Origin of the sequence: Geothermobacter hydrogeniphilus (assembly GCF_002093115.1) — a bacterium.
Lineage (GTDB): Bacteria > Desulfobacterota > Desulfuromonadia > Desulfuromonadales > Geothermobacteraceae > Geothermobacter_A > Geothermobacter_A hydrogeniphilus.
Genome location: NZ_NAAD01000002.1, coordinates 123,635 through 148,527 on the forward strand (window position 1 = coordinate 123,635; position 24,893 = coordinate 148,527).

At 61.8% G+C, this 24,893-nt stretch carries 17 protein-coding genes and 3 riboswitches; of the genes, 10 read left to right on the plus strand and 7 right to left on the minus strand.

The window, feature by feature from the left end; genetic code table 11:
- Positions 1-5: 5 nt before the first annotated feature.
- Together hrpB and B5V00_RS02460 are read right to left on the minus strand one after the other, a co-directional pair.
- Positions 6-2,495, minus strand: a complete 2,490-nt coding sequence (gene hrpB, locus B5V00_RS02455) for an ATP-dependent helicase HrpB (RefSeq protein WP_085009167.1) — start codon at positions 2,493-2,495, stop codon at positions 6-8.
- A gap of 78 nt (positions 2,496-2,573) precedes the next feature.
- Entirely contained in the window at positions 2,574-3,707 is a 1,134-nt protein-coding gene (locus B5V00_RS02460) for a M20/M25/M40 family metallo-hydrolase (RefSeq protein ID WP_085009169.1), read from the minus strand.
- A gap of 291 nt (positions 3,708-3,998) precedes the next feature.
- Here B5V00_RS02460 and B5V00_RS02465 point away from each other — a divergent pair, with 291 nt between their 5' ends.
- The 6 genes from B5V00_RS02465 (at position 3,999) to B5V00_RS02490 (ending at position 9,828) form a co-directional block, all read left to right on the plus strand.
- On the plus strand, positions 3,999-5,324 hold the full coding sequence (locus tag B5V00_RS02465) for a M23 family metallopeptidase (RefSeq protein WP_085009171.1): 1,326 nt from the start codon (positions 3,999-4,001) through the stop codon (positions 5,322-5,324).
- A 20-nt stretch (positions 5,325-5,344) separates the two neighbouring features.
- Positions 5,345-6,823, plus strand: a complete 1,479-nt coding sequence (locus B5V00_RS02470) for an AAA family ATPase (protein ID WP_085009173.1) — start codon at positions 5,345-5,347, stop codon at positions 6,821-6,823.
- Between the two features lie 7 nt (positions 6,824-6,830).
- On the plus strand, positions 6,831-7,994 hold the full coding sequence (locus B5V00_RS02475) for a GspE/PulE/PilB domain-containing protein (protein WP_085009175.1): 1,164 nt from the start codon (positions 6,831-6,833) through the stop codon (positions 7,992-7,994).
- A gap of 19 nt (positions 7,995-8,013) precedes the next feature.
- The gene (locus B5V00_RS02480; RefSeq protein ID WP_085009177.1) at positions 8,014-8,322 is read left to right on the plus strand and encodes a hypothetical protein; all 309 of its coding nucleotides are present in this window, start codon (positions 8,014-8,016) and stop codon (positions 8,320-8,322) included.
- Entirely contained in the window at positions 8,319-9,161 is an 843-nt protein-coding gene (locus tag B5V00_RS02485; protein ID WP_085009179.1) for a DUF362 domain-containing protein, read from the plus strand. The genes B5V00_RS02480 and B5V00_RS02485 overlap by 4 nt, the downstream gene beginning before the upstream one ends.
- A 109-nt stretch (positions 9,162-9,270) precedes the next feature.
- Positions 9,271-9,828 (plus strand): acyl carrier protein phosphodiesterase, encoded by a 558-nt coding sequence (locus B5V00_RS02490; protein ID WP_085009180.1) that lies wholly within the window; start codon positions 9,271-9,273, stop codon positions 9,826-9,828.
- Between the two features lie 10 nt (positions 9,829-9,838).
- On the opposite strand, the gene B5V00_RS02495 is transcribed toward B5V00_RS02490, so the two are convergent.
- Positions 9,839-10,510, minus strand: a complete 672-nt coding sequence (locus tag B5V00_RS02495; protein ID WP_085009181.1) for a YkgJ family cysteine cluster protein — start codon at positions 10,508-10,510, stop codon at positions 9,839-9,841.
- A gap of 106 nt (positions 10,511-10,616) precedes the next feature.
- Here B5V00_RS02495 and B5V00_RS02500 point away from each other — a divergent pair, with 106 nt between their 5' ends.
- Positions 10,617-13,298, plus strand: coding sequence for a hybrid sensor histidine kinase/response regulator (locus B5V00_RS02500; RefSeq protein ID WP_085009182.1), 2,682 nt, complete (start codon positions 10,617-10,619; stop codon positions 13,296-13,298).
- Positions 13,299-13,337: 39 nt separating this feature from the next.
- On the opposite strand, the gene xthA is transcribed toward B5V00_RS02500, so the two are convergent.
- The 3 genes from xthA to B5V00_RS02515 all read right to left on the minus strand — a co-directional run bounded on the left by xthA (position 13,338) and on the right by B5V00_RS02515 (position 17,501).
- The gene (gene xthA, locus B5V00_RS02505; protein ID WP_085009183.1) at positions 13,338-14,165 is read right to left on the minus strand and encodes an exodeoxyribonuclease III; all 828 of its coding nucleotides are present in this window, start codon (positions 14,163-14,165) and stop codon (positions 13,338-13,340) included.
- Between the two features lie 94 nt (positions 14,166-14,259).
- Positions 14,260-16,137, minus strand: a complete 1,878-nt coding sequence (gene recQ, locus B5V00_RS02510; protein WP_245803896.1) for a DNA helicase RecQ — start codon at positions 16,135-16,137, stop codon at positions 14,260-14,262.
- On the minus strand, positions 16,134-17,501 hold the full coding sequence (locus B5V00_RS02515; RefSeq protein ID WP_085009184.1) for a radical SAM family protein: 1,368 nt from the start codon (positions 17,499-17,501) through the stop codon (positions 16,134-16,136). Before B5V00_RS02515 ends, recQ begins: the two co-directional genes overlap by 4 nt.
- Positions 17,502-17,780: 279 nt before the next feature.
- Between B5V00_RS02515 and B5V00_RS02520 the strand changes: the two genes are divergently transcribed.
- Entirely contained in the window at positions 17,781-19,508 is a 1,728-nt protein-coding gene (locus tag B5V00_RS02520; protein ID WP_085009366.1) for a B12-binding domain-containing radical SAM protein, read from the plus strand.
- 14 nt (positions 19,509-19,522) lie between these two features.
- Here the strand turns inward: B5V00_RS02520 and B5V00_RS02525 are convergent, their stop codons facing one another.
- Positions 19,523-20,107 (minus strand): PAS domain-containing protein, encoded by a 585-nt coding sequence (locus B5V00_RS02525; RefSeq protein ID WP_085009185.1) that lies wholly within the window; start codon positions 20,105-20,107, stop codon positions 19,523-19,525.
- Between the two features lie 506 nt (positions 20,108-20,613).
- Here B5V00_RS02525 and B5V00_RS02530 point away from each other — a divergent pair.
- Together B5V00_RS02530 and B5V00_RS02535 are read left to right on the plus strand one after the other, a co-directional pair.
- Positions 20,614-22,068: a YdgA family protein gene (locus tag B5V00_RS02530; RefSeq protein ID WP_085009186.1), complete on the plus strand. Its 1,455-nt coding sequence runs from the start codon at positions 20,614-20,616 to the stop codon at positions 22,066-22,068.
- Positions 22,069-22,241: 173 nt separating this feature from the next.
- Positions 22,242-22,319: riboswitch (cyclic di-GMP riboswitch) on the plus strand.
- 176 nt (positions 22,320-22,495) lie between these two features.
- A riboswitch (cyclic di-GMP riboswitch) is annotated at positions 22,496-22,573 on the plus strand.
- Between the two features lie 176 nt (positions 22,574-22,749).
- A riboswitch (cyclic di-GMP riboswitch) is annotated at positions 22,750-22,827 on the plus strand.
- 130 nt (positions 22,828-22,957) lie between these two features.
- Positions 22,958-24,886 carry a putative Ig domain-containing protein gene (locus B5V00_RS02535; RefSeq protein ID WP_172399590.1) on the plus strand — a complete coding sequence of 643 codons (1,929 nt, stop codon included), beginning with the start codon at positions 22,958-22,960 and terminating at the stop codon, positions 24,884-24,886.
- Positions 24,887-24,893 lie beyond the last annotated feature (7 nt).

Below are 24,893 nucleotides of genomic sequence, written 5' to 3' on the forward strand. Positions count from 1 at the left end.
CAGGATTACCGTTTTGAAGGGCGTTTGACGCGGCCGGTCGCTTCGGCGTTGAGAGGATCTTCCGGCCAGGGGTGTTTCGGATAGCGGCCCAGCATCTCCTTGCGGACTTCGGGATAGACGTCACTCCAGAAGGAGGCCAGATCACCGGTCACCTGCAGCGGCCGGCCGGCGGGAGAAAGCAGGTGGACCTGGACTGTGATCCGACCATCGGCCAGCCGCGGCGTCTGCGCCAGGCCGAACAGTTCCTGCAGTTTCACCGCCAGCACCGGGGTCTCGCCCGCCAGGTAATCAAGCTGAACTTCGCGGCCGCTCGGCACCTTCAGCCGCACCGGAACCCAGTGATCAAGCTGCCGCAGTGACTGAAAGTCGAGCAACGCCCGCAGCGGCGGCACCAGGTCCACCCGCTGCAGGGCGGCAATGCTTGAGACCCCGGAGAGGTAGGGGCCAAGCCACTCATCAAGCTGACCCAGCAACCGGTCGTCGGTCAGCTCCGGCCATCCGGGTGGAGAGAGAACGTTCGCCACCAGCCGCATCCGGGCCAGCAGTTGCCGCGCCGGCGGCGTCCAGCCGAGCGTCTCGATACCGCGTCGCCGCACAACTTCCAGCAGAGCGGCAAGGATCTGTTCAGGGAGCGGCTTATGGGGACGCTGCTGAACCAGCAGTTCACCGAGCCGGCGCACCTCCCGCGCCTGCAGACGCTGTCGGCGATCATCCCAGATCACCTCGGCGCGCCAGGGAGCATCATCCCCCAGCAGTGCTGGAACCTGGTCTTCCGCCAGGCTGCTGGCCAGCCGGATCAGGCCTTCACCCGACTGCCCCTGGATATCAACCGCGACCAGCCATTCCGCCCCTCCGGCCTGCGAATTTTCGGTCAGCAACGCCCCCTGTCCCCCAGACAGCAGGTAGCGCCGTTCCGTCCCCGCCCGTCGCCGGGCGATACGGTCGGGGAAGGCTTTCGCCAACAGCAGGGCAACCTGGCGTGAGTCGATCTGCAACTGCTCCCGGGAGGTCCCACAGCGGTCCAGCCAGAACTGAAATGCCCGTGTCAGGGTTGGCCAGCGCCGATCGGCGTCTCGACTGCGCAGCCAGGCGAGACGTTCGCACAGATCGCATCCACCGCGGCCATCTCCGGAGACACGCTCCCCCAGGGCGTCACGTTCGCTGAGCAGGGCAACCAGGGCGCTGCCGGTAGCCGGGCAGCCCTGATCCAGCGCGTCAACCAGCAACCTTGCCAGGCGCGGATGACAGCCGAAACCGGCCATGCGCCGTCCAACCGGTGTCACGCGACCCCGTTCGTCGAGCGCCCGCAACTGCAGCAGCAGGCGACGCGCTGCGTCCAGAGCCGAAGCCCCCGGGGGATCAAGCCAGGCCAACTTCGACGGATCACTTACCCCCCAGCCGGCCAGCTCCAGCAGCAACGGAGCGAGATCGGCCTGGCGGATCTCGGCCGGCGCGGCGGGCAGCAACGCCCCCTCTTCAGCTTCGCTCCAGAGTCGGTAACAGTCTCCGGGCCCGAGCCGTCCCGCACGTCCGGCCCGTTGCCGGGCGCTGGCCAGGGAGATGCGCACCGTTTCCAGGCGAGTCACCCCGGCGGCCGGGTCAAACCGCGGACGACGTTCAAAACCGCTGTCGACCACGGTCCGCACACCGTCGATGGTCAGGCTGGTCTCGGCGATATTGGTCGCCAGCACCAGTTTGCGCTTTTCAGCCGGCCGGATCGCCCGCTCCTGGGCCGCGTAATCGAGCCCGCCGTAGAGGGGGGCCAACAGCAGATCATTCTTCTCCGCCCAATCCTTCAGTTGGCCCTGCAGCCGACGGATATCGGCGGTTCCGGGCAGAAAGACCAGCACATCTCCCGCGGTCTCGGTTACCGCCCGCCGCACCAGAGCCGGCATGGCGTCCAGACGCCGACCGGCGGGAACCCGTTGCAGATGGTGCCGCCGGATCGGATGCTCACGCCCGGGACAATCGATCAGCGGCGCATCGTCGAGCATTTCGGCCAGCGGAGCCGCCTCCAGGGTCGCCGACATGATCAGCAGCTTCAGGTCCTCGCGCAGCCCGCCCTGCACTTCACGGCACAGCGCCAACGCCAGGTCGGACTGCAGGTTGCGTTCATGAAATTCGTCGAAAATGACCAGGCCGACCCCCTGCAGTTCGGGATCATCCTGCAGACGACGGGTGAGAATCCCCTCGGTCACCACCTCGATCCGGGTGCGTCGCGAAATCCGGCTCCGGTAGCGGACCCGGAAACCGACCGTTTCCCCGACCGGAGAACCGGTCAGTTCGGCCATGTAGCGGGCGGCGTTGCCGGCCGCCAGGCGGCGGGGCTCAAGCATCAGGATGCGTTTGCCGGCCAACCAGGGTTCGTCAAGCAGGGCGAGCGGCACCCGGGTGGTTTTGCCGGCCCCCGGTTCGGCCCGAAGGATAACTGCCGGAAATTCACGCAGGGCGTTCCGGAGTTCGGGAAGAATTGCTTCGATCGGCAGGGATGTCATGAAACCTGGAACCTGAAAGATGTGAGACGTGAGACGCGGAAAAAGAAAACAGACGGGAACTCTCCCCTCGGCTCCTCCTCACGCCCGGCGGAGAATCTCCACCAGCAGTTCGCTGACCCGTACCATGTCGTCGAGACTGACCTGCTCTTCCACCGTATGCACTTTCTCCATGCCGGTGCCGAGGATAACGGTCTCGATACCGTGCCGGTTGAAGATATTGGCATCCGAACCGCCACCGGCGGTGGCAACCGTGAGGGTTCGACCGAGAGCTGTCGCGGCCTCCTCGGCCAGGGTAATCACTTCGGACCGACGGGGCACATGCATGATCGGATAGTCGGACAGAACCTCCTGTTTCAGGACGGCCCGCACCGTCTCGCCGTCGATCTCTTTTTCGCTTTCGGCGATGGCGGCATCCATACAGGCCAGCATCGCGGCGGTCTGTTTTTCCAGCTTGTCGGCATCGTGGCTGCGCGCTTCCCCTTCGATCACCAGTTCACGCGCCACGATATTGGTCGCCATGCCGCCATGGATGGTGCCGATGTTGGCGGTCGTATCCGCGTCGATACGGCCGAGAGGCATCCGCGCGACAGCTTTTGCGGCGACCTCGATGGCCGAGATACCCTTCTCCGGGGCAATCCCGGCGTGCGCTTCGCGGCCGATCAGGGTGAGGCGCAGTTTGTTGGCTCCGGGGGCGCGGTGTATCAACCGGTCAACCCCGTTGGTGTCGAGCGCGTAGCCGCGACGGGACTTGATTGCGGCGGGATCGAAACACTTTGCACCGACCAGGCCGACCTCCTCGCAGATGGTGATCACCAACTCCAGTTCGGGATGGCCGATCTGCTGTTCGCGAACCACCTCAAGCGCTTCGATCAGTTCGGCGATCCCGGCCTTGTCATCCGCTCCCAGCACCGTCTCGCCGGCGCTGCGAAAAAGACCGTCGGCAAAAACCGGCACGACTCCCTCACAGGGGGAAACGGTATCCATATGCACAGTCAACAGCAGCGGATCGCCCGCGCGGGTACCGGCAAGGCGGGCCACCAGGTTGCCGACCTCGCCGCCGACCTGCTGTCCGGCGTCGTCCATTGTCACAACGGCACCGAGTTCTTCCAGTCGCGCGGTCAGGTAGTCGGCCATCCCCTTCTCCCGGTAAGAGGGGCTGGAGATGGCCGCCATGCGCATGAATTCGTCCGCCAGTCGTTTACGATTGATCATGTTTTCCTCGCTTTTATCTGGATCCGTGAGTTCCTGTCGGATGCAGGTTTCAGTTGCAACCTTACGCAAACAGGGACACTTTAGCAACCTTGACGCCCCGGGTCCGCCTGATGCTGGACAGGCTCTCCGCCTTCCTGCTAACATGACGTCGATTTGGTCCGCCGGCCCGGCCGACCCGCAGGTCACACCTGAATCCGTGAGCCCCTTGCCGGCGAACAGCACAAGTCAGGCACTTGCACTCTTCAACCGACATAACCCCACTTGATTCAGATAAAAGTAAGGTAGCTTTTCGTGTCCATCGATTTCCAGCCTCCGAAACAGAGTTTTTCCCACCGCTCACGCAAATGGCGTCTTCCGTTGATTCTTCTGGCCGGACTGGTGCTGCTCGGAGCCGTCTTTCTTTTGAACCGCCCGGCGGTCACCCCGACCGAAGCCCGCACCGCGCCCACCGTTGAAATCAGCGCGCCGCCTGTTCCGCAAGTCAAACATGAGGTTATCGCCGACCAGATTCGCAGCGGCGACACCATCACCTCGCTGCTGGGCGACTACCTGAGCCCCGGTGAGATTCTCGATCTCGGCAAGCGGAGCCGGAAGGTTTTTCCACTGTCGAAAATCTGTTCCGGGCAGCCTTACAAGCTCTGCCTGGCCGACGGCAGTTTTGAACGCTTCGAGTATGATATCGACCGTAATGAACAACTGATCATCACCCGCAAGGCGGATCAGTTCAGCATCGACCGCAAGCCGATCGACTACCAGGTGCAGGTCGACCACCTGCGCGGAGTAATCACCAGCAGCCTGTTTGAAGCGGTCAGTGAAATCGGCGAAGAGCCGGAACTGGCTCTCGCCCTGGCCGACATCTTCGCCTGGGATGTCGACTTCATCCTCGATATCCGCAAGGGAGACAGTTTCCAGGTACTGGTCGAAAAACGTTTCCGCGACGGCAAGCCGGCCGGCTACGGGCGCATCCTGGCGGCCGAGTTCAGCAACCGGGGACATGTCTACAAGGCCTTCCTGTTTGCCGACGGCGACAAGCGGCCCTCCTACTACGACGAAAACGGCAAGAGCGTCCGCAAGGCCTTTCTCAAGGCGCCGCTCAAGTTCAGCCGCATTTCCAGCGGCTTCACTTTCCGCCGTTTTCATCCGATCCGCAAGACCTGGCGGGCGCATCCGGCCATCGACTATGCCGCCCCCATCGGCACCCCGATCAAGGCGGTCGGTGACGGCGTCATCAGCCGCAAAGGCTATACACGCGGCAACGGCAATTTTATCGAAATCCGCCACAACAGCACCTACAAGACCCTCTACCTGCACATGAGCAAGTTCGGCCGCGGCATCCGCAAGGGCAAACAGGTCACCCAGGGGCAGGTCATCGGCTACGTCGGCCAGACAGGACTTGCCACCGGCCCGCATCTCTGTTTCCGGATGTACCGCAACGGCCGTCCGGTCAACCCGACCAAAATCAAGGCCCCGGCCTCGGCCCCGGTATCGAAAAAACATCGAAGCGAATTCGAGGCCATGATCCAACCACTGCTGGCTCAACTTGAGGGTGATTCCACGATCCCGAGCCTGCGCGCGGAGAACCGCCCGGCAAGCGACATTAAAACCGTGTCCGATTGAGCTGTGTCGAAGGAGACAATGTGAGTGACATTCGCGACCTGATCACTCTGGTCCGCTCCCGCGTCAGCCTGGTGCTGCTGGAGACCCGCGAGGAATTGCGCGCCATCGACCTGCTGCACCGGGTGGCGGCCGACACCGGCAAGCCGCTCTTCAAATGGACCGTCACCGAGGGGCTGTTGCGACTGGAACAGGGCTACCGCCCCCAGCGCCACAACCTGCGTCCGCAGGATGTCCTCGGCCATCTCAAGGCCGGCGCGGTTCCCGGAATTTACCTGCTGCTCGATTTTCATCCCTACCTGGAGGACCCAACCACCGTACGCCTGCTGAAAGAAGCGGTGCTGGCGGCCGAAGAGAACGGTCAGACCCTGATCCTGCTCAGCTATCGCCTTGATCTGCCCCCCGAAATCGAGCATTTGAGTGCCCGCTACCGGTTGTCGGTTCCGGACGCGGCACAGCTCAAACAGATGATCCGTGACGAAGTCAGACAATGGGCCGGAGAACATGGCGGTCGGCGACCGCGGATCGAAAAAGCCGTTCTGCCGGCGCTGTTGCGTAACCTGCAGGGGCTGGCCCTCGGCGAGGCCCGGCGCCTGACCCGACGCGCCCTGCAGGATGACGGCGCCCTGACCCACGATGACCTGCCGCAGGTGATTGAAAAAAAGGTCAGCCTGCTCGGCCGTGGCGGAGTCCTCAGTTTTGAACCGGAAACCGCCCGTTTTGCCGACGTCGGCGGGCTCGCGCACCTCAAGGACTGGCTCAACAAACGCCGCGTCGCCTTTCTCGGCGACCGGAAGATTCCCGGCCTGCCGACCCCCAAGGGCATCCTGTTGCTCGGCGTGCAGGGCTGCGGCAAGAGCCTGGCGGCCAAGGCGGTTGCCGGGATGTGGAAAATTCCCCTGTTGCGGCTCGACTTCGGCGCGGTCTACAACAAGTACCACGGGGAAACCGAGCGTAATATCCGCGAATCGCTGCAGGCCGCCGATGCCATCGCGCCCTGCGTGTTGTGGCTGGACGAACTGGAGAAGGGGATCGCCGACGGCGGGGATGATTCGGGCACGTCGCGCCGGGTTCTCGGCACCCTGCTGACCTGGATGGCGGAACGACCCGAAGGAGTCTTCCTGGTCGCCACCGCCAACGACATCACCGCCCTGCCGCCGGAACTGATCCGCAAGGGCCGACTGGATGAAACCTTCTTCGTCGACCTGCCCGACGTCGAAATCCGCAAACAGATTTTCACCATCCACCTGAAAAAACGACGACTCGATCCGAACCATTTCGATCTCGACGCCCTGGCCGACGCCAGCGAAGGCTTTTCCGGGGCGGAAATCGAACAGGCGGTGGTCGCCGGTCTCTACTCCGCCCTCGGCGGCGCAGGCAAACTCGACAATCGCCTGCTGCTCAACGAACTGGCCACCACCCGGCCCCTGTCGGTGGTGATGTCCGAACGCGTTTCCGCCCTGCGCCGCTGGGCAGCTGACCGCACTGTCGCGGCTGATTGAAATCATCATGAGACAGAAGAACCGGATCGGAAAAGAATTGCTGCGCCGTGGGCTGATCAGCGAAACTCAGCTTGAAGAGGCCCTGAAAAGCCAGGCCATTTTCGGCGGTCGCCTCGGCAGTCACCTGGTTGACGTCGGCGCCCTTGAAGAAGAACAGCTGGCCCGCCTGCTCAGTGCCCGGCACCGGGTTCCCTTCGTCCGGAGCAGGCACTTCAACAACCTGCCTCGGGAAATCATCGACCAGCTACCCGTAGAACTGGTGGAAAAATATTTTGCCGTTCCCCTGAAGAAAGATACGCGCCGGCTGGTTGTCGCCCTGCCCGACCCCGGCGACCTCGACGCGATCGACGCCATCGGTTTTCACTGCGGCATGCGCGTCAAGCCGGTGGTCGCGGTCGAGTCGACCCTGGTCCGCGCCATGCACCGCTATTACGGCCTCGAACGGGTCGGTCAGTATATCCTGGTTCCCGAGGACGAGCCTCGACAAGACCCGGCCCGGGCGCCTGATGCCGACAGCGAGGAGGAGGATGAGAGCAACTGGCTGGGCGGCCCGGAACAGGACGCCATGCTTGAAGACTGGGAGCTGCGTCAGCGCCAGGAAACGACCTCCCCTCCTCGCTCCGCCAGGGAGACCACATTCCCGGACCAACCGGTCGAAGCGTCAACCGTCCCCCCCCAACCGGCCGCCACCCTGGAACAGCTCGGTGAACAATTCAGCCGGGCCGCCAACCGGGATGAGATCGCCGACCTGGTGATCGCCTGGATCAACCGCGAGTACCGCAGCGGCGCGCTGCTGCTGGTCCGCGGCGGGGTGACCTTCGGCTGGCGGGCGGTCCGCGACAGAACCCCGCTGCCCGACTTCGAACAGTTCCAGCTCGGGCTGGACGAGCCGTCTATCCTGCAGATGGTGGCCGAAAACCACGCCCAGTACCTGGGGCCGGTTTCCCGTTCTCCCTTCAACTCCCTGCTGCTGCACGAACTCGGTGGTCATATCCCGGAGCAGGTGCTGGTCGAGCCGGTCCTGCTGCTCGGTCGGCTGATCGGTTTCCTCTACATCGACAACCCCCGGCTCAACCTCGCCGCCGTCGCGGCCGAGGTTCGTGAACTCGCGGTGAAGCTGGCCATGGCGTTTGAAATGCTGATCCTGCAGAACAAGCTGGCCTCAACCTGAAGCCGTCCCGGAGAGAATCATGCGTCTCACGATCATCATTCTGGCCTTTCTGCTGGCCGCCTGCAGCGCCAACTCCCTCACGACGGAGAAGGCTTCCGAGCCCGGAGAGCGAATCGAATTCACCGGGCGGGTCATCCACGTCGAACTCGAGGGCGGTTTTTACGGTATCGAGGACCAGGCGGGGCATCACTACCTGCCCGACCATATTCCGCCCGCACTGCGCCGTGACGGCCAGCCGGTGCGGGTCAAGGCCCGCCCCGCCCCCCCGGCGGCCGGTTTCCGCATGTGGGGACGGCGCATTCTTATCGAGGAGATCAGTGCCCCATGAACCGCGCCTGCCACCTGCAGCCGTTTGAGAGTTTCGGCGAATCGCTGCCGCTCGCCCTGGAGGCGATCGGTGCCCGGGAGATCCTGGCCGAACAGCAGACCATCATCATCAAACCGAACCTGGTGACCGACGATCCTCCCCCGGTCACCCTGCCGGTCGGAGCGGCCATGGTGCTGGTGCGCTGGCTGCGGAAACAGACCCGGGCCCGCATCATCCTCGCCGAGGGAACCGGTGACCAGCTGCACTCGACGATCAAGGTTTTCGATCATCTCGGCTACATGGACCTGGCCGAACGCTATGATCTGAAGCTGATCGATCTCAACGAGGCGCCAGCGGTCGAACTGAGTCGCGACGACTGTCCGATTTTCCCGCAATTGTACCTCCCCGAGGTCCTCAGCGACAGCTTCGTCATCTCTTTCGCGGTACTCAAGGAACATTCCCTGGCCGATGTCACCCTGAGCATGAAGAATATGGTCGGCTGCGCTCCACCGCGCTTCTACCAGCAGGGCGGAATGTGGAAAAAATCCGCCTTTCACCGCCAGATCCACGAGGCGATCCTCGATCTCAACCGCTACCGCAAGCCGGACCTGGCCCTGATCGACGCCAGTGTCGGCATGCGCGACCACCATCTTACCGGCCGTCCCTGCGATCCCCCGCCGCACCGCCTGATCGCCGGCTTCGACCCGGTCGCGGTCGATGCCGCCGGTGCGATGCTGCTCGGCAAGAACTGGCGCGACATTCCCCACATCGCCCGGGCCGACGGCGAACTCGGCAACGCAACGGCGGGTGAAACAGCCTTCCGCATGGCACAGCAGCCACAGTCGGGGGAACGGCATTGAATGACAGAGGGCGGATACGAAAGACTGAAGCTGGCGGGCACAGACCAAACCGGGAAATGCTTCTGCATCTCACGTCTCACATCTTACATCTCACCCAACGCCAGCGGCCATGAACTATCTTGTCCACCTCTACCTCTCCGACCCCGACCCCGAGGTCCGGCTCGGCAACCTGCTCGGCGACTGGGTCAAGGGCCGGCTGGATGAAACGGCCTGGCCCGAGGGCGTTCTGCGCGGCCTGCGCCAGCACCGCTCACTGGATCGGCACAGCGTCACCAGTCCGGCGGTCAGACGCAGCAAAGCCCGCATCGATGAACGGTTCGGTCTGCTCAAGCCGGTACTGGTCGACATCTTCTATGACCACCTGCTGGCAGCCCACTGGGGCGACTATCATGACCAGTCTCTGGAATCATTCAGCAGCGAAATCTACCGGCTGTTCAGCACCTATGACCACCTGCTGCCAACGGCTTTTCGCCCGGTGACCCGGCGGATGAAACGCTACAACTGGCTGGTTTCCTACCGCGAACCGGCAACGATCTCCATGGTCCTGCAGCGCATTTCCGATCGACTGCGACGGCCCAATCCCCTCGGCGAAGGGGTGGAAGAACTGGCCAGACAATACGATGGTTTCAGGGAGGATTTCGATCGGTTCCTGACCGAATTCAACTGACAAGTACGGACTAACCGGGCTCTCTCGGATCAACCAGCAAGGTGCCGGACCAGTCCACCGCGTCGAAATTGATCAGGATCGCCGTGGGAATGAAGGTATCGAGTTCAGAATACGGCCGGCCGGTCAGCTGCAGGGCAAAACGACGAAAAAGTTCAATTTCCCGCCGAAACAGATCCCGAAACGGGTAACGCAGCCGAGAATCCTCCGGAGCGATCCGGTTGCGGCTGCAGACGGCTGACGTGAAATCGGTCCCGTCGAAATCGATGGCCGGCAGGCCGTGCAGGCGACAGGTCATCGGCCGGGCGGCGTAGACCAGGCAACAGCCGTCGTCACCGAGCAGCGGACAGGGTGTCAGATCATCCTCGGGCATCTCCGTCCACTCATCATCCGGCAATCCGTTAAGCAGCCAGGGCGTTTTCCAGTTCGGCCAGCGCTGTTTCAATTCGACCAGGCGCAGCTCGGCCTTGCGCCGCACCTGGTCACGGAGATCCTTCGGCAACCCTTCCCAGGCCCGGCGCAACAGCAGTGCCTCAATCAGGCTGATATCAAACAGCCCCCGACAACAGGCATCACATCCCGCGCGACAGGCAACCGATGCTGCTCCGACCGACCGGACACTGCGGACAAACCAGTCATCGACTTCTGTCAACAGAACCTGGAATTCATCGAGCAGGGATCGCATATCTCATCCGTTCCCATCTCTGTAGAAAAAGAAATGACTTGAATTGTAACCATTTATATAGTTAAAAGAGTGTTCTAAGGGTTCTTTCAGGTCACAGGAACAACACATGTCCCTCCGAACAATTCTTCCTCTTCTGCTTTTTTTCGCCGTCGTCCCGTTCCATCCGGCAACAGCCCGGGCCGTCCCTCCCCCGCCCAGGGTTCTGATACTGCATTCCTATCACCCCGGGTTTCCCTGGACCGATTCCATTGACCGGGGGATTCGCACCACTCTGACCTCCGACCGTGAGCAGTTGCAACTGTTCACCGAGTATCTGGACAGCAAGCGGTTCTCCCCCAAAAAACAGTTTCCCCGTTTCGCCAGGTATCTGGCCGAAAAATACCACAACCAACGTTTTTCGGTCATCATCACCAGTGATGACAACGCCTTGAGCTTCGCCTTACGATACCGGGAGCAGCTTTTCCCCGATGTCCCGATTGTCTTCTGCGGAGTCAACAACCTGGCAGCCCATAAGCTGGACAGCTATCCGGACATCACCGGGGTCACCGAAGCCTTCGACATTCTCGGCACCCTGAAGCTCGCCCTGAAGCTGTTTCCCGAAACCCGAACCATCGCCCTGGTCAACGATTCCACTCCAAGTGGACGCACCAATCTGAAACAAACCCTGGCAATTCGCGACCAGTTGCCCGCCGGTCTCGATTTTCACCTGCTCTCGGAACTGACCGGCGACGAGTTGAAGGCGGGATTGCGCGCCCTGCCCAGGCAGAGCATCGTCCTCAACCTCGGCTTCTGGCGGGACCGGCATCAGCAGACGTTCAACAATCTCCAGAGTCTGCAACTGCTGGGTGAAAACTGCAAGGTGCCGATTTTCACCCTCTGGGATTTCATGCTCGGCCCTGGAACCTTCGGCGGACTGGTCGTCAACGGCCGCCGCCAGGGAGAACACGCGGCCCGGCTGGCGGAAAAGATCCTCGCCGGAGTCAGTGCAAAAGATCTCGCCATCGAGCGAAAAAGCCCCAATACCCCGATGTTCAACGACCGGACCCTGCACCGCTACGGAATCAAACAGGGACAACTCCCGGCCGGTTCGATCATCCGCAACCGTCCGCAATCCTTCTACCTGCGTCACAAGGGAGCCATCTGGACAGCAACCGGGGCCGTAGCGATTCAGAGCCTGCTGTTGCTGCTGCTGATCGCCAACATTCTGCGCCGCCGACTGGCGGAGAAGAAACTGGCGGCCAGTGAAGCAAATTTCCGGCAACTGATTGAGGACTCCCCCAACCCTATCCGGGTCACCCGTCTCGGCGGCAACATCGATTTTGTCAACCGTCGCTTCACCGAGGTTTTCGGCTATACCCGGGATGACCTGCCGACCATGGACGCCTGGTTCGACAAGGCCTACCCTGATGCTGACGACCGGAAACGGGTCCGTCATTTCTGGGACTCGCAGATCGAACAAAGCAGCAGTTTCGGCAATCCGGTGGAGATGCAGGAATGGAAGGTCCGTTGCAAAAACGGCGACATCCGTGACATCGAGTTCAACCATAGCCAGCTTGGAGAACTGGGGGTGTCGATCATGTTCGACGTCACCCGCCGCAACCGCGCCGAACAGGAACGTCGGGCCCTGGAGCAGAAAATCCTGCAGGCGCAGAAGCTGGAAAGTCTCGGCATCCTGGCCGGCGGCATCGCCCACGATTTCAACAACCTGCTGATGGGTATTCTCGGCTGCGCCGATCTGACCCTGAGCAAACTGCCTCCGGAAAGTCCGGTTCGGGACATGGTGAAGATGATTGTCAAGTCGGCAGAGCGTGCCGCCGACCTGACCTCGCAGATGCTCGCCTACTCCGGCAAGGGACGCTTCGTGGTGGAAACCATCGACCTCAATGAGCTGGTCGAAGAGATGGCCCACCTGCTGCAGACCGTGATCTCCAAGACCGCTCTGCTGAGACTCAACCTCGCCCAGATCCCGGTGTTGACTGAGGCCGATCCGACCCAGCTGCGACAGGTGATCATGAACCTGATCACCAACGCCTCGGATGCCATCGGCAAGCGCAGCGGTGTGATTTCCATCACCACCGGGGTGATGGACGCCGACGCCGAGTACCTGGCGGGTTCCTATCTCGATGACAATCTGCAACCCGGACCGTTCACCTTCGTCGAGGTCTCCGACAGCGGCGCCGGCATGGACGAGGAAACCCGAAGGCGCATCTTCGATCCCTTTTTCACCACCAAGTTTGCCGGTCGCGGACTTGGTCTGGCCGCCGTCCTCGGCATCGTCCGCAGCCATCACGGGGCGATCCGTATCTACAGTGAACCGGGCAAGGGGACCAGCTTCAAGATCCTGCTGCCCTGCTGCACGTCCTCCGTCCGGCATCCGGAAACAAGCCGGACAGCGACCCTGCCCACCGGTCTGGCGGAACGTTGTGGAGCCATCCTGATTGTCGATGATGACGAGACGGTCCGCTCTGTCGGCCGGATGATGCTCGAAGAGTACGGCTTCAAGGTCCATCTGGCCGAAGACGGTCGAGAAGGGGTCGACCTGCTGCGTCGCAACCCGGACCAGATCGGCCTGGTGCTGCTCGACCTGACCATGCCCCATATCGACGGCGAAGAAGCCTACCGGCAGATGCGGACCATCAAACCCGATATCCGGGTTATCCTTTCCAGCGGCTACAACGAACAAGACGCCACCGACCTGATGGCCGGCAAGGGGCTGGCCGGGTTCCTGCACAAACCCTACCGCAGCGAAGACCTGTTGACCAAGGTGATCGAAACGCTGCAGATCTGACAGAACCCCTCCGGCCAACGAACGGGAACGGGGTCTCCTTCAAGGGGCCAGGTCCAGGTCGAACTCCGCCCAGCACGGGCAATGATCCGACGGCTTCTCCATGCCGCGGATTTCATAGTCGATGCCGGCTCCGGTCAGCTTTTCGGCCAGGGGCGCCGTTACCAGCAGCTGGTCGATGCGCAGACCGCGTTTCGGATCGCGATCGAAGCCGCGCGAGCGGTAATCGAACCAGCTGAAGCGATCGTCGATGTCGGGATGCAGCTGCCGGTAACTGTCAACCAGTCCCCAGCCGCGCAGCTGCTCGTGCCACTGCCGCTCTTCAGGCAGAAAGGAACACTTGCCGGTCCGCAGCCAGCGTTTCGCATTATCCGAACCGATGCCGATGTCGCTGTCGAATGGCGCGACGTTCATGTCGCCCAGCACCACCAGCGGTCCGGCAGGGTCACATGCCTGATCGAGAAAAGCCTGCAGGTTGACGTAGAAGTCCCGCTTGGCAGGAAACTTGGTCGGATGTTCGCGGCTCTCCCCCTGGGGGAAGTAACCGTTGATCACCCGCAGCATGCGGCCGTCGGCAAGAGCAAAATCACCCATCACGCAGCGCCGCTGGGCATCATCGTCTTCACCGGGGAACCCCTTGCGGGGATTCTTCGCCTCCTGTTTCGAGAGCAGCGCCACCCCGTAATGGCTCTTCTGACCGTGAAAGACGACCCGGTAACCGAGGTCATGGATGGCATCGACGGGAAACTCGACATCCCGCACCTTGGTCTCCTGCAGGCCGATGATATCGGGCGCGTGACTCTCCACCAGCGCCGCCAACTGGTGCAGCCGGGCGCGGATGCCGTTGACATTGAAGGATACGATTTTCATGGGAATCCTTTGGACTCAGGCGCCTGACTTCAGGCACCGTGGACAAAAGGGGGGCAGGCACCTGCGGAGCCAGTCCCCCCTCACATCTCACATCTCACGAGGCCTGCCCCAGTTCCTCGAGGAAATCGGCACCGAAGCGTTCCAGCTTGGTCAGGCCGACACCGTTGATCTGCAGCAGCTCCTGGGCGGTCTGCGGCACCACGGCGGCCATTTCCGCCAGGGTGGCGTCGGAGAAGACCATGTAGGGAGGGATCCCCTGCCCGTCCGCGATCTGCTTGCGGCGAGCGCGCAAACGTTCGAACAACGCCTGATCGTAGTCGCCGACCGGGCCGCGGCTCTTCTTCGGCTTCTTCACCGCCTTGACCCGCAGTCGCGGAACCGGCAGCTCGAGGGTCTCTTCTCCGCGCAGCAGCGGCCGGGCCTGCTCGGTCAATTTCAAGACTGAGTAGTTCTCGATATCCTGGCGGAGATAACCGCGATGGATCAGCTGCCGCAGCAGGCTGCTCCAGTGATCGCTGCTCTTGTCAGCGCCGATCCCCCAGGTCGAGAGCTGCTGATGATTGTTGCGCCGCACCCGCTCGTTGTCGGCACCGCGCAGCACCTCGACGACGTAGCCGACACCGAAGCGCTGCCCGACCCGGTAGACGCAGGAGAGCGCCTTGCGGGCGTCCTCGGTGGCATCAAAAGTTTCCGGCGGATCGAGACATGTGTCGCAGTTGCCGCAATCCTCCTTGAGCCCTTCGCCGAAATATCCCAGCAGGGTCCGCCGCCGGCAACCGCGTTCCTCGCCGTAGCCAACCATGGCGTTGAGCTTGTGCAGCTCGATGCGGATCTGTTCTTCATTCTCCGACTTTTCGATCAGGCCGCGCACCAGGGCGATGTCGCCATAACCGAACAGCAGCAGCGCCTCAGAAGGGAGCCCGTCGCGTCCGGCACGACCGGTTTCCTGGTAGTAGCTTTCAAGATTCTTCGGCAGATCGTAATGGACCACGAAGCGCACGTTCGGCTTGTCGATGCCCATGCCGAAGGCGACCGTGGCGACGACGATATCGAGATCGTCGCGCAGGAACGCTTCCTGGGTGGTGTGACGCAGCTCGTCCGGCAGCCCGGCGTGGTAGGGGGCGGCGCGCAGCCCGGCGGCGCACAGTTTGCCGGCGATCTCTTCGGTGCGCTTGCGCGACAGGGCGTAGACGATGCCCGATTCATTCGGGTGGCGATTGAGAAAACGCTGCAGCTGTTCAAACGGGCGCGATTTTTCGACCACCGTGTAACGGATATTGGGCCGATCGAAACTGGCAACGTGGGTGTAGGCCTGCTGCAGCCCGAGCCGTTCGACGATATCCCGGCGCGTCTGCGGATCGGCGGTGGCGGTCAGCGCGGCCAGCGGCACGCCGGGGAAGTGCTGCCGCAACTGCGGCAGCTGCAGGTACTCGGGACGGAAATCATGCCCCCACTGGCTGATGCAATGGGCCTCGTCGATGGCGATCAGGGCGATGTCGATTTCGGCCAGCCGGGCCAGGAAACCGTCGGAAAGCAGCCGCTCCGGGGCGACATAGAGCAGGTCGAGCTCGCCGCCATGCATCCGGGCGAGAATCTGGCGCGATTCGGCGGCGCCGAGCGCCGAATGGTAACAGGCGGCGGCGACTCCGAGCTGACAGAGGCTGTCGACCTGGTCCTTCATCAGGGCGATCAGCGGCGACACCACGATCGCCGTGCCCTCGCGCGTCAGCGCCGGCAGCTGGAAACAGAGCGACTTGCCGCCGCCGGTCGGCATCAGCACGAAGACATCCCGGCCGGCACTGAGCGCCCGCACAATCCCTTCCTGACCGGGGCGGAAATCGCGGAAGCCGAAAACCTTGTCAAGGGTCTGCAACAGCGGATCGGGATCGGCAGGAGGGGGGCAGGCACCTACGGAGCCAGTCCCCTCGGTCCCCTCCATCTCACATCTCACATCTTCCGTCTCTCGCATCATCTCTGTTCCCCTCCCGGGGGACGGGATCCTGCGGAGTCCGTCCCCTGCATCTCCCACAGTTCCTTGCCGACGGGAAAAAAGTTCTCACGGGTACGGTTGAAATAACCGAACTGGAGCCGTGGATGCTCAGCCTTGAGGCGGTCCAGCATCCGCTTCAGACCGATCCCCTTCCCTTCGAGGCCCATCGCCCGCCAGTACATCACCGGATCGATGGCCAGGTTGCGCATCTGGATCAGGTCGATGCCGACCGCGTCGATCAGCGCGCTCAGCGCCCGCAACTCATCTTCGCGGTCGGTAACACCGGGAAAAACCAGGTAATTGAGCATGGTGAACAGGCCATTCTTCTTCGCCCGGTGGATGCTCTCGATGACATCGGCGAACCGGTAGCCGTGCGGCCGGTAATAAGCGTTGTAGCGCTGTTCGACCACCGAGTTGAGGGAAACGCGGATCGATTCGACGCCGGCCGCCGCCAGACTGTCGACGGCGTCCGGCAGCGAGGCGTTGGAATTGAAGTTGATGGTGCCGCGCGGTGTCTGCCGACGCATCTCGCATACCGCCTCGGCGATGGTTTCATGCTGCAGGATCGGGTCCCCTTCGCAGCCCTGGCCGAAGGAGACGATGGCATTCTCGGCAGTCTCAAGGTGGGGGACCGCCACCTCGCACAGTTCCTGCACGGTCGGCACGAAGGTCAGCCGCTCCTGGCTTGACGGACAACACTCGCTCTCCTGCAGGGAGATGCAGCCGAGACAGCGCGAGTTGCAGACCGGCGAGGTCGGCAGCGGCGCCTCCCAGCGGCCGAAAAAGAGGTTCTTGGCGGCAAAGCAGTGGTAGTCGAGGGCGCAGCGGGAAAGCTGTTCGTAGAGCCGGTTGTCGGGATAGTCCGCGACCCGCTCGCGGACCAGCGGTTCGAGCTTGCGGTCGTCGAAATGCTCCGGTTGCCACTGGTTGTTGCCGTCGACCTTGACCGCGGCGGCGTAGAACCGCTCTTCCTCCTCGCACCAGCCGACCGCCGCGTAAGACCAGAGCGGCAGCTCAACCCGTTTGCGCTGCCAGTCGGCCGCCGGCAGCAGGGTGCGGGTGTAGGCGGGGGTGAGAAAGGCGCAGACCGCCTGGATGCTCCCCTCGCCCCAACTCTGTGGCAGCCGGTCGCGGGTCACCAGCTTGCCGCTGCGACGGTCAAAACCGATCGGCGGGGTATCCGGCACGGTGAACAGCCGGCTTCCCTCCGGCAGCGGGATCAGCTCATCGGCTTCCGGCAGCCGGGCGGTCAGGCCGCTGCCGCCGGCCATCAGCAGCTCGGGATGCTCGAAAACCTCGCCCGATTCATCGGCGACGACGGCAAGAATGGTTCTGGATTGGGGCATGGAGGAAAACCTGAAAAGCGGCTAAAGGTTCAAGGTTCAAGGCTCAAGGTTCAAGGCCCGAGGTAAGAAACGGACCGGAGGATGGCGCGGATGCGGGCCGATCATAGCACAGCGGTCGGGCCATCACAATTTCCCAAATCCACCGGCTGTTTTGTGGACCGAGGGTGGCGGGACGGGTGGAGAAGCGGTGACGGCAACGAAGCAGATTCAGCCGAATCCCGAAATTGCCGGTGGATTTGGGAATTTGGCTTTCACGCCTTTTTCCGCTATGCTCCCGCCATGCGTGTCGTCCTCGCCACCCTGCACAGCAAGTATATCCATCCCAGCCTGGCGCTGCCCTGCCTGGCGGCCTACTGCGGTGATCTCGACTGCGAATTCCGCATCCGTGAATTCACCCTGCACGAGCCGAAGGAATCGATCCTGGCGATGCTGCTGGCCGAGCAGGCGGAGGTCATCTGCTTCTCGGTCTACCTCTGGAACCGCCGTGCGACCCTTGATCTGGTTGATGCCCTGCACGTCGCCCACCCCGGATTGCGGATCGTCCTTGGCGGACCGGAAGTCAGCTTTGACGGGGAGGAACTGTTCGCGCGCCACCCGGGGCTGGCCGCCCTGGTGCGCGGCGAGGGGGAACTGCCGCTGTACGGCCTGCTGCGGGCCTGGATGGCGGGGGAAGAACCGCGGGATATCCCGCGCCTTGACTGGCGGGAGCGGCAACGGATCATCACCGGGCCGGACGGTCCGCCCCTGACGGACCTCGACCGCATCCCCTCCCCTTTCGCCGCCGGACTGGTCGCCCTCGACAAGGGGACAATCTACTGTGAAACCAGCCGCGGCTGTCCCTACAGCTGCGCATTCTGCATGAGCGCCCTCGACACGCGGGTCCGCAGTTTTTCACCGCAGCGGATCGAGGCCGACCTCGGACGACTGATGGCGGCCGGGGTCAGGCAGGTCAAACTGGTCGACCGTACCTTCAATTACGACGCCGCCCGCGCCCGGCACATCTGGCGCTTCATCCTGCGACACAACCGGCACACCAATTTCCATTTCGAGATCGGCGCCCACCTGCTGACTGAAGACTGCCTGCAACTGCTGGAGCAGGTGCCGAAGGGGATGTTCCAGTTTGAGATCGGCGTGCAGTCGACCCTGCCCGAGACCCTGCGGGCGATCGGCCGCGATGCCTCGCTGCAGAAGCTGGAGGCAAACGTTTCCCGGCTGATCCGGGCCGGCAACATCCATCTCCACCTCGACCTGATCGCCGGACTGCCGGGGGAGGATTATAACGGCTTCCTCGTCTCCATCGACCGGGTTCTCGCGCTCGGCCCCGAACACCTGCAGGTCGAGCCGGTCAAGCTGCTGCCCGGATCACCGCTGCGCTCTGACGCGGCCGAACGCGGCATCCGCTTCGACCCCAACCCGCCCTACACGGTTCTCGCCACCCCGAAACTGTCCCCCGCGCGGCTGGAACAGCTGCGCACCGTCAGCCGCCTGCTCGATCTGACCTGGAACGCCGGCCGCACACGCCACCTCTTCGCCGCCCTGGAACGGCAGGGGATCACGCCGGCCCGCGCCCTTGACCGGCTGGCCGGCTTCTGCCTCGCGGGACAGAGACTGCGCCATCCCTTAAGCCAACCGGGAATCTTCGAACTCATCTGGGAATGGCTTCGGGAGGACTTTGCCGATCCGGACTTCCCCGCCCTGCGCGAGGCCCTGGGGCGCGACTACGCCCACTGTGAGCGGGTGCTGCCGGGAAAGGTTCCGGAATTCCTGAAGGGGGATTTAAGCGATGAGGAACGCCGCAATGTGCGCCGGCGAGTGGATGCCGAGCGGGAAAAACATCGCGGCGACGGCAGTAAGCTGCAGTTCTTCGCCGCGCCTTTCACCCACCTGCCGGGACGGGAAGGAGAACGCGTGATCCTCCTCTACCTCTACCGCACCGCCAGCGGTCGGGGCCGTGAAGTGGAAGAGCTCTGGTTCAGAGACGGAACCTGGCAAACGCCTTCCGCCTGACGCCATCCCCCATTTTACAGCTGTTTCTTGATAATCTTTTCCTGGCACTCCGGACAGTAGCCGTGAGTAAACCTCATGTCGTGATGGGTCTTGAGATACTGTTCCATCTCCGACCAGTCCTGCTGATCATTACGCACCTTCTTGCAGACCGCGCAGACCGGCAGGATACTCCAGAGGTTGGCCAGCTCGTTGATGTCCTCGATGGTCAGCAGCACCAGCTTCCGTCCCCCATGCTCGAACGGAACGGCAGTCACCAGGGCGTAAAATCCGATCACCACTCCATCCCGTTCGAATTTGAGCATCGCCCGGCTGCGGGAAAGTATTTCGCCGTCGCTCACCTTGTGAACTGCTTCTCGAATGACGCAGGTGCGGCAGTGTTCGGCGTGACCGCAGCCACGGGGATGACTGTCATGGCTGACACAATGGAGAATCTCCCCCGGCCGCCGACGCACAACCGCGTTTTCATCCGGCGTGATCACGGCCTGCGCGGCATGATTCGCCGCCAGCACCCGTACCTTCTCGTCAACCACCAGCATCATCGCCGGGTTGGCGTCCACCATTGCCCGCAGCAGGGGCTGCTGACCTTCATAAAGTTTCATTGTCCCGGTCTCCAGGCCGTCATCGGCATACCTGAATCAGTGGGCTCATGGCGGCTGAAGAGTACGAGTGCTTGATCTGGATGCGATTTTCAAAAATCCGAGGCGCACCCGAAGGTACACCGGCGACTTCTGAAAAGTGATGACGGATCAATGACTTGTGCTATTCACCGACAATAACCTCACTGATTCAGGGCTTAAACCTGAATCAGTGAGGTTCTGTTGGATGGAGAGTGCAAGTGCTTGGTCTGAATGAGGTTTCCAAAAATCTGAAGCGCACCCATAGGTTCGCTGGTGATTTTTGGGAAGCTCAAGCGGATCAATGACTTGTGCTATCCGCCGACAAGGAGTTCACTGATTCAGGTTAAATACACGAATGGCCGCAAGCCTCCCCTCGCGGCCATTCATACTTTCTCAAGTTAAAATTAATTATATCACTTCTATCTTGTCCGAAACGTTAAAACATGCTAAAGAACATGACGTTTTTATGACTGATCGATGGAGGGATCATGAAAAAACTTCTGGTACTGATTGGAATCCTGATGCTCTGCGCAGCCGGTATCGCCGGCGCAACATACCTGGTGGGAAACAAGACCGAAAAAAGATGTACCGAACTGCTCGCGAAATATCAGCGACTCGGCCCCTTCACGATAACCGCCGAAAACTACCGACGCGGCTTCCTGAAATCAAAATTTCAGACAACTGTCAAAATCAGGGTGCCCAACCCGGACCCGCAGAAGAACAATCCGGAAGCGCCCGACGAAATCGAACTGGTCTTCGAACACATCCTGCGCCACGGCCCGTTCATCTTGCAGAAGGAAAAAGGCCGGGAATCCATCATCCCCGCCTTTGTCGTTATCGAAACCCGACTTTCGAGAGTGTCTCCCGGCAATGACCGGTTCCAGCAATTCCTGCAGGAGACGCCGGAATTGAAGGCGGTTGCAGCGACCACCAGGATCAGTTTCTCCGGGGAGGTAACCAGTTCTCTCCACCTGCCGTCTTTTGCGGTTGATCAGGATGGAACCCGGTTTTCCTTTGCGGGAGCCGTCATCAATACCACCTACAACGCACGCAAAAAGACCATCGCCGCCAACTTCGAGTTGCGGCCTCTGAAACTGCAGATGCAGGACGGAGAATTATCCTGGCAGGGCTCACAAGGTGAATTCGAACTCTTTGAAGGTCTGCCGCAGATCTATGTCGGCATCAGTTCCGCCAACATCGCCCCCCTGCAGATAGAGTACACCAAAGGCAACAGCGGAGAACGGCAACGCATCAGCATGGAGGGCATCAAGGTCACTGCCGACAGCCGTTGTGACGGCAAGCTGGTGCACTACAACGAAAAGATCAATTTTGCCGGGATAACGGTCAACGGAAAAACCTTTGGTCCCGGACGCTGTGAGCTGGAACTCAAAAACCTCGACGGTGAGATTCTGGGATCGATTCAGACCCAAGCCGAGGAGATCTACAAAAACAGTGACACATTCAATCCGGACGAAATCAACGCGCAGATTCTCCCTCTTTACGGACAACTGCTGACCGGCCTGCTCACGGCTGACCCGGAATTCAGCATCCGCAATCTGCACTTCACCACCCCCATGGGTGATCTCGACGGCAATCTCCGGGTGCGCTTCTCCGGAACGCCCCCCGAAACCCTGAAACGTCCCGCCGCATTGCTGAAAACCATGAACGCCGAGGCGGCAATCGAAGTCGACCAGCGGATCATCAATGCCATGATCGGCAGATTCATGAAAAGCAACCTGGAAGCCGCCCGGAAACAGGGGCGCCTGCCTCAGCAATACGGTGACCGGGAGCTTGATCAACTGGCATCCCGACAGGCCGACCGCCAGATCGAAGTGATGCTGCAACAGAACTATTTCACCCGCAAAGGAGACCTGTTGCGGGCCGACGCCACCCTCAAGGAAGGGAAACTGGTTCTCAACGGCCGGGAGGTGCGGCAACTTTAGCGGGCAGAAAATCGTGTCAATTTTTCGCCTCAGCCCTCAGCGAAATAACACCTTCCCCTGTTGTGTCGGAATCCGGCTGCAGTAAAAGCAACCACTTGCAGAGATGGCACACGAAATGCAAATATTCGCTGGTAAGTATCGAAGAAATAAAAACTAAATAATCCAGACACTATCTCCGATAAGGGCAAAACCAGAGAGATCTGGCGACGCAAAGCCACGGGTCCTGATCACAGGACAGCCGGGTTGCCGAAGAGAATGTTCGCGACGCATCGCCCCTCCACATCCTTCTTCCGCATGTAAAGCGCTCATCTCCGGCAACGAGGTGAGCGCTTTTTTTGTCCGCGGATAACCGATTTAAGGATTTAAGGACACAAGCAGGCACAGGAGAAAGCAACCACCCAAGGTTTCACCCGACAACCAAATACGTCTCCGATAAGGGCAAAACCAGAGAGATCTGGCGACGCAAAGCCACGGGTCCTGATCACAGGACAGCCGGGTTGCCGAAGAGAATGTTCGCGACGCATCGCCCCTCCACATCCTTCTTCCGCATGTAAAGCGCTCATCTCCGGCAACGAGGTGAGCGCTTTTTTTGTCCGCGGATAACCGATTTAAGGATTTAAGGACACAAGCAGGCACAGGAGAAAGCAACCACCCAAGGTTTCACCCGACAACCAAATACGTCTCCGATAAGGGCAAAACCAGAGAGATCTGGCGACGCAAAGCCACGGGTCCTGACCGCAGGACAGCCGGGTTGCCGAAGAGAGTGTTCGCGAAACCGTCCCCGGTTTTCCCCCTATCCCCACAGCGCTCACCTTCGGTAACGAGGCGAGCGCTTTTTTTGCCTTTACCGCAGACAGGTAACGACAAGCACATGGGAAAAAGGGAGTCAATGATGGGGATCAACGTTTCAAGAGTACTGCTGTTCATGGTCGGGCTCACCCTGGCCGTCACGACCACGGTGAACGCCAAAACCATCACCATGACCTGGGATGCCAGTTCCGACAGTCGAGTCACGGGCTACAAGATCTACTATTCCACAACCTCCCCCGATCCGCCGTTCAACGGCACCGGGGCCAATGAGGGGCCGTCGCCGGTCGATGTCGGCAACAACCTGACCGCCACCCTCAGCGGCCTGGTGAACGAGCAGGCACACTACCTTGCCGTCACCGCCTACGACGCAGCCGGCAACGAAAGCGACTATTCCAATATCGCCGTCAGCTCCGCCATCCTGCCGCAGATCAACCGGCCGCCGGTGCTGGCAGCCATCGGCAGCAGAACCGTGACTGCGAGATCCACCCTGAGCTTCTCTCTCGGCGCCAGTGACCCCGACGGCGACACGCTCGTCTACAGCGTTGTCAACCTGCCGCCGGGGGCAAGCTTCAACGCCTCCACAGGCAGCTTCAACTGGACGCCCGACGATTCCGCGGTCGGCAGCAGCTACAGTCCGACTTTTTCGGTCAGCGACGGCAGCCTGAGCGATTCTGAAACGGTGGCCATCGAGGTCGCGGCCTATGTCCCCCCGGACAGCGACGGCGACGGCGTCATCGACAGCCAGGACGCCTTCCCCCAGGACGCTTCTGAATGGCTCGATACCGACCGCGACGGGATCGGCAACAACGCCGACCCGGACGATGACAACGACGGTGTCATCGACAGCCGGGACAGCGCGCCCCTCGATGCCGCAACCAGCGCCTGGCGGATCACTGCCGTCGCCGGCAGTGGTGGAACCATCACCCCGTCCGGCGACAGCCTGCTGGCGTATGGCCAGTCCCAGGGCTATACCATCAGCGCGGCAGCCGGCTTCTTCCTTGAAGATGTCCTTGTCGACGGCATATCCGTCGGCCCGGTCGAACAATACCAGTTCGTCGCCGTTGACAGTTCGCACCGCATCGAAGCACTGTTCCAACCGGTTGCCGACGGTCTGCGCCTGCCGGCCAACGAGAGCGGACTGCCCGGCGTCGACCGCCTCGATGGCGGAGACGACTCCTCCAACCTGGTCGGCGGAGTACCGAAAAGCGACCTCGATTATCTCTTCCGCATCGTTCTGCAGGACACTTCGGGCAACGCCGCCGCAGTTATGCTGGTTCTCAACGGCTATGCCTATCCGATGACCCTGCAGAGCGGCATCCTTGCCGCCGGGGCAACCTACGGCTTCACCACCCGTCTCGGCCCGATGGCCTCCCAGTTCTTCCACTTCGAAGCCAGGGACACCCAGGGAACAGTTCTGTTCCGGTTCCCGGCCGAGGGCGAGCTTGACGCGCCCCGCATCGAACTGCTGAACGGCAGGAATATCGTCGGCATCCCCACAGACCCCGACGTACCGGCCCTGACCGCCGACCAGGCGTTCGGCGCGTCACCGGCCTACCAGTGGTTCACCGACGGCAAAAAGACCGGCCACTACCAGCTGCTCTCCGGAGACAGCGAGCTGACCGCCGGCACGGGATATGTCATCAAGCGTACCGCCGGCAGCCAGCTCCCGGCCCCGGATCCGGCCACTGATAATCCCGCCCCGAACTGTGAAATCCCGCTGCAGAAAGGCTGGAACCTGATCGCCAACCCCTACGGCGGAAATGTCGCTCTCGCCGATATCCAGGTTCAGGTGGACGGTTCCGCCCCCCTCACATGGCGTGACGCGGTTGCTTCCGGGCAGGTGATCGACGGGATGTATGCCTTTGTCGGCGAGGACTGGGGCAACCGCATGATCCTGTACCCCGGCGACGACCCGGATGCCGTCCTTGTCCCCGGGATCGGCTACTGGATTTACGTGAATTCCGAGAATGACGCGGTCGCGCTGATCGTGCCCAGACCGCAGACCTGAAACAGGA

What these genes read in the sequence shown, in the direction of transcription:
- B5V00_RS02515 (WP_085009184.1), bottom strand. Translation starts at nt 17,501, where the DNA reads ATGCCCCAATCCAGAACCATTCTTGCCGTCGTCGCCGATGAATCGGGC.
- B5V00_RS02485 (WP_085009179.1), top strand. Translation starts at nt 8,319, where the DNA reads ATGAACCGCGCCTGCCACCTGCAGCCGTTTGAGAGTTTCGGCGAATCG.
- recQ (WP_245803896.1), bottom strand. Translation starts at nt 16,137, where the DNA reads ATGATGCGAGAGACGGAAGATGTGAGATGTGAGATGGAGGGGACCGAG.
- B5V00_RS02520 (WP_085009366.1), top strand. Translation starts at nt 17,781, where the DNA reads ATGCGTGTCGTCCTCGCCACCCTGCACAGCAAGTATATCCATCCCAGC.
- B5V00_RS02490 (WP_085009180.1), top strand. Translation starts at nt 9,271, where the DNA reads ATGAACTATCTTGTCCACCTCTACCTCTCCGACCCCGACCCCGAGGTC.
- B5V00_RS02525 (WP_085009185.1), bottom strand. Translation starts at nt 20,107, where the DNA reads ATGAAACTTTATGAAGGTCAGCAGCCCCTGCTGCGGGCAATGGTGGAC.
- hrpB (WP_085009167.1), bottom strand. Translation starts at nt 2,495, where the DNA reads ATGACATCCCTGCCGATCGAAGCAATTCTTCCCGAACTCCGGAACGCC.
- B5V00_RS02535 (WP_172399590.1), top strand. Translation starts at nt 22,958, where the DNA reads ATGATGGGGATCAACGTTTCAAGAGTACTGCTGTTCATGGTCGGGCTC.
- B5V00_RS02500 (WP_085009182.1), top strand. Translation starts at nt 10,617, where the DNA reads ATGTCCCTCCGAACAATTCTTCCTCTTCTGCTTTTTTTCGCCGTCGTC.
- B5V00_RS02495 (WP_085009181.1), bottom strand. Translation starts at nt 10,510, where the DNA reads ATGCGATCCCTGCTCGATGAATTCCAGGTTCTGTTGACAGAAGTCGAT.
- B5V00_RS02460 (WP_085009169.1), bottom strand. Translation starts at nt 3,707, where the DNA reads ATGATCAATCGTAAACGACTGGCGGACGAATTCATGCGCATGGCGGCC.
- B5V00_RS02475 (WP_085009175.1), top strand. Translation starts at nt 6,831, where the DNA reads ATGAGACAGAAGAACCGGATCGGAAAAGAATTGCTGCGCCGTGGGCTG.
- B5V00_RS02480 (WP_085009177.1), top strand. Translation starts at nt 8,014, where the DNA reads ATGCGTCTCACGATCATCATTCTGGCCTTTCTGCTGGCCGCCTGCAGC.
- xthA (WP_085009183.1), bottom strand. Translation starts at nt 14,165, where the DNA reads ATGAAAATCGTATCCTTCAATGTCAACGGCATCCGCGCCCGGCTGCAC.
- B5V00_RS02530 (WP_085009186.1), top strand. Translation starts at nt 20,614, where the DNA reads ATGAAAAAACTTCTGGTACTGATTGGAATCCTGATGCTCTGCGCAGCC.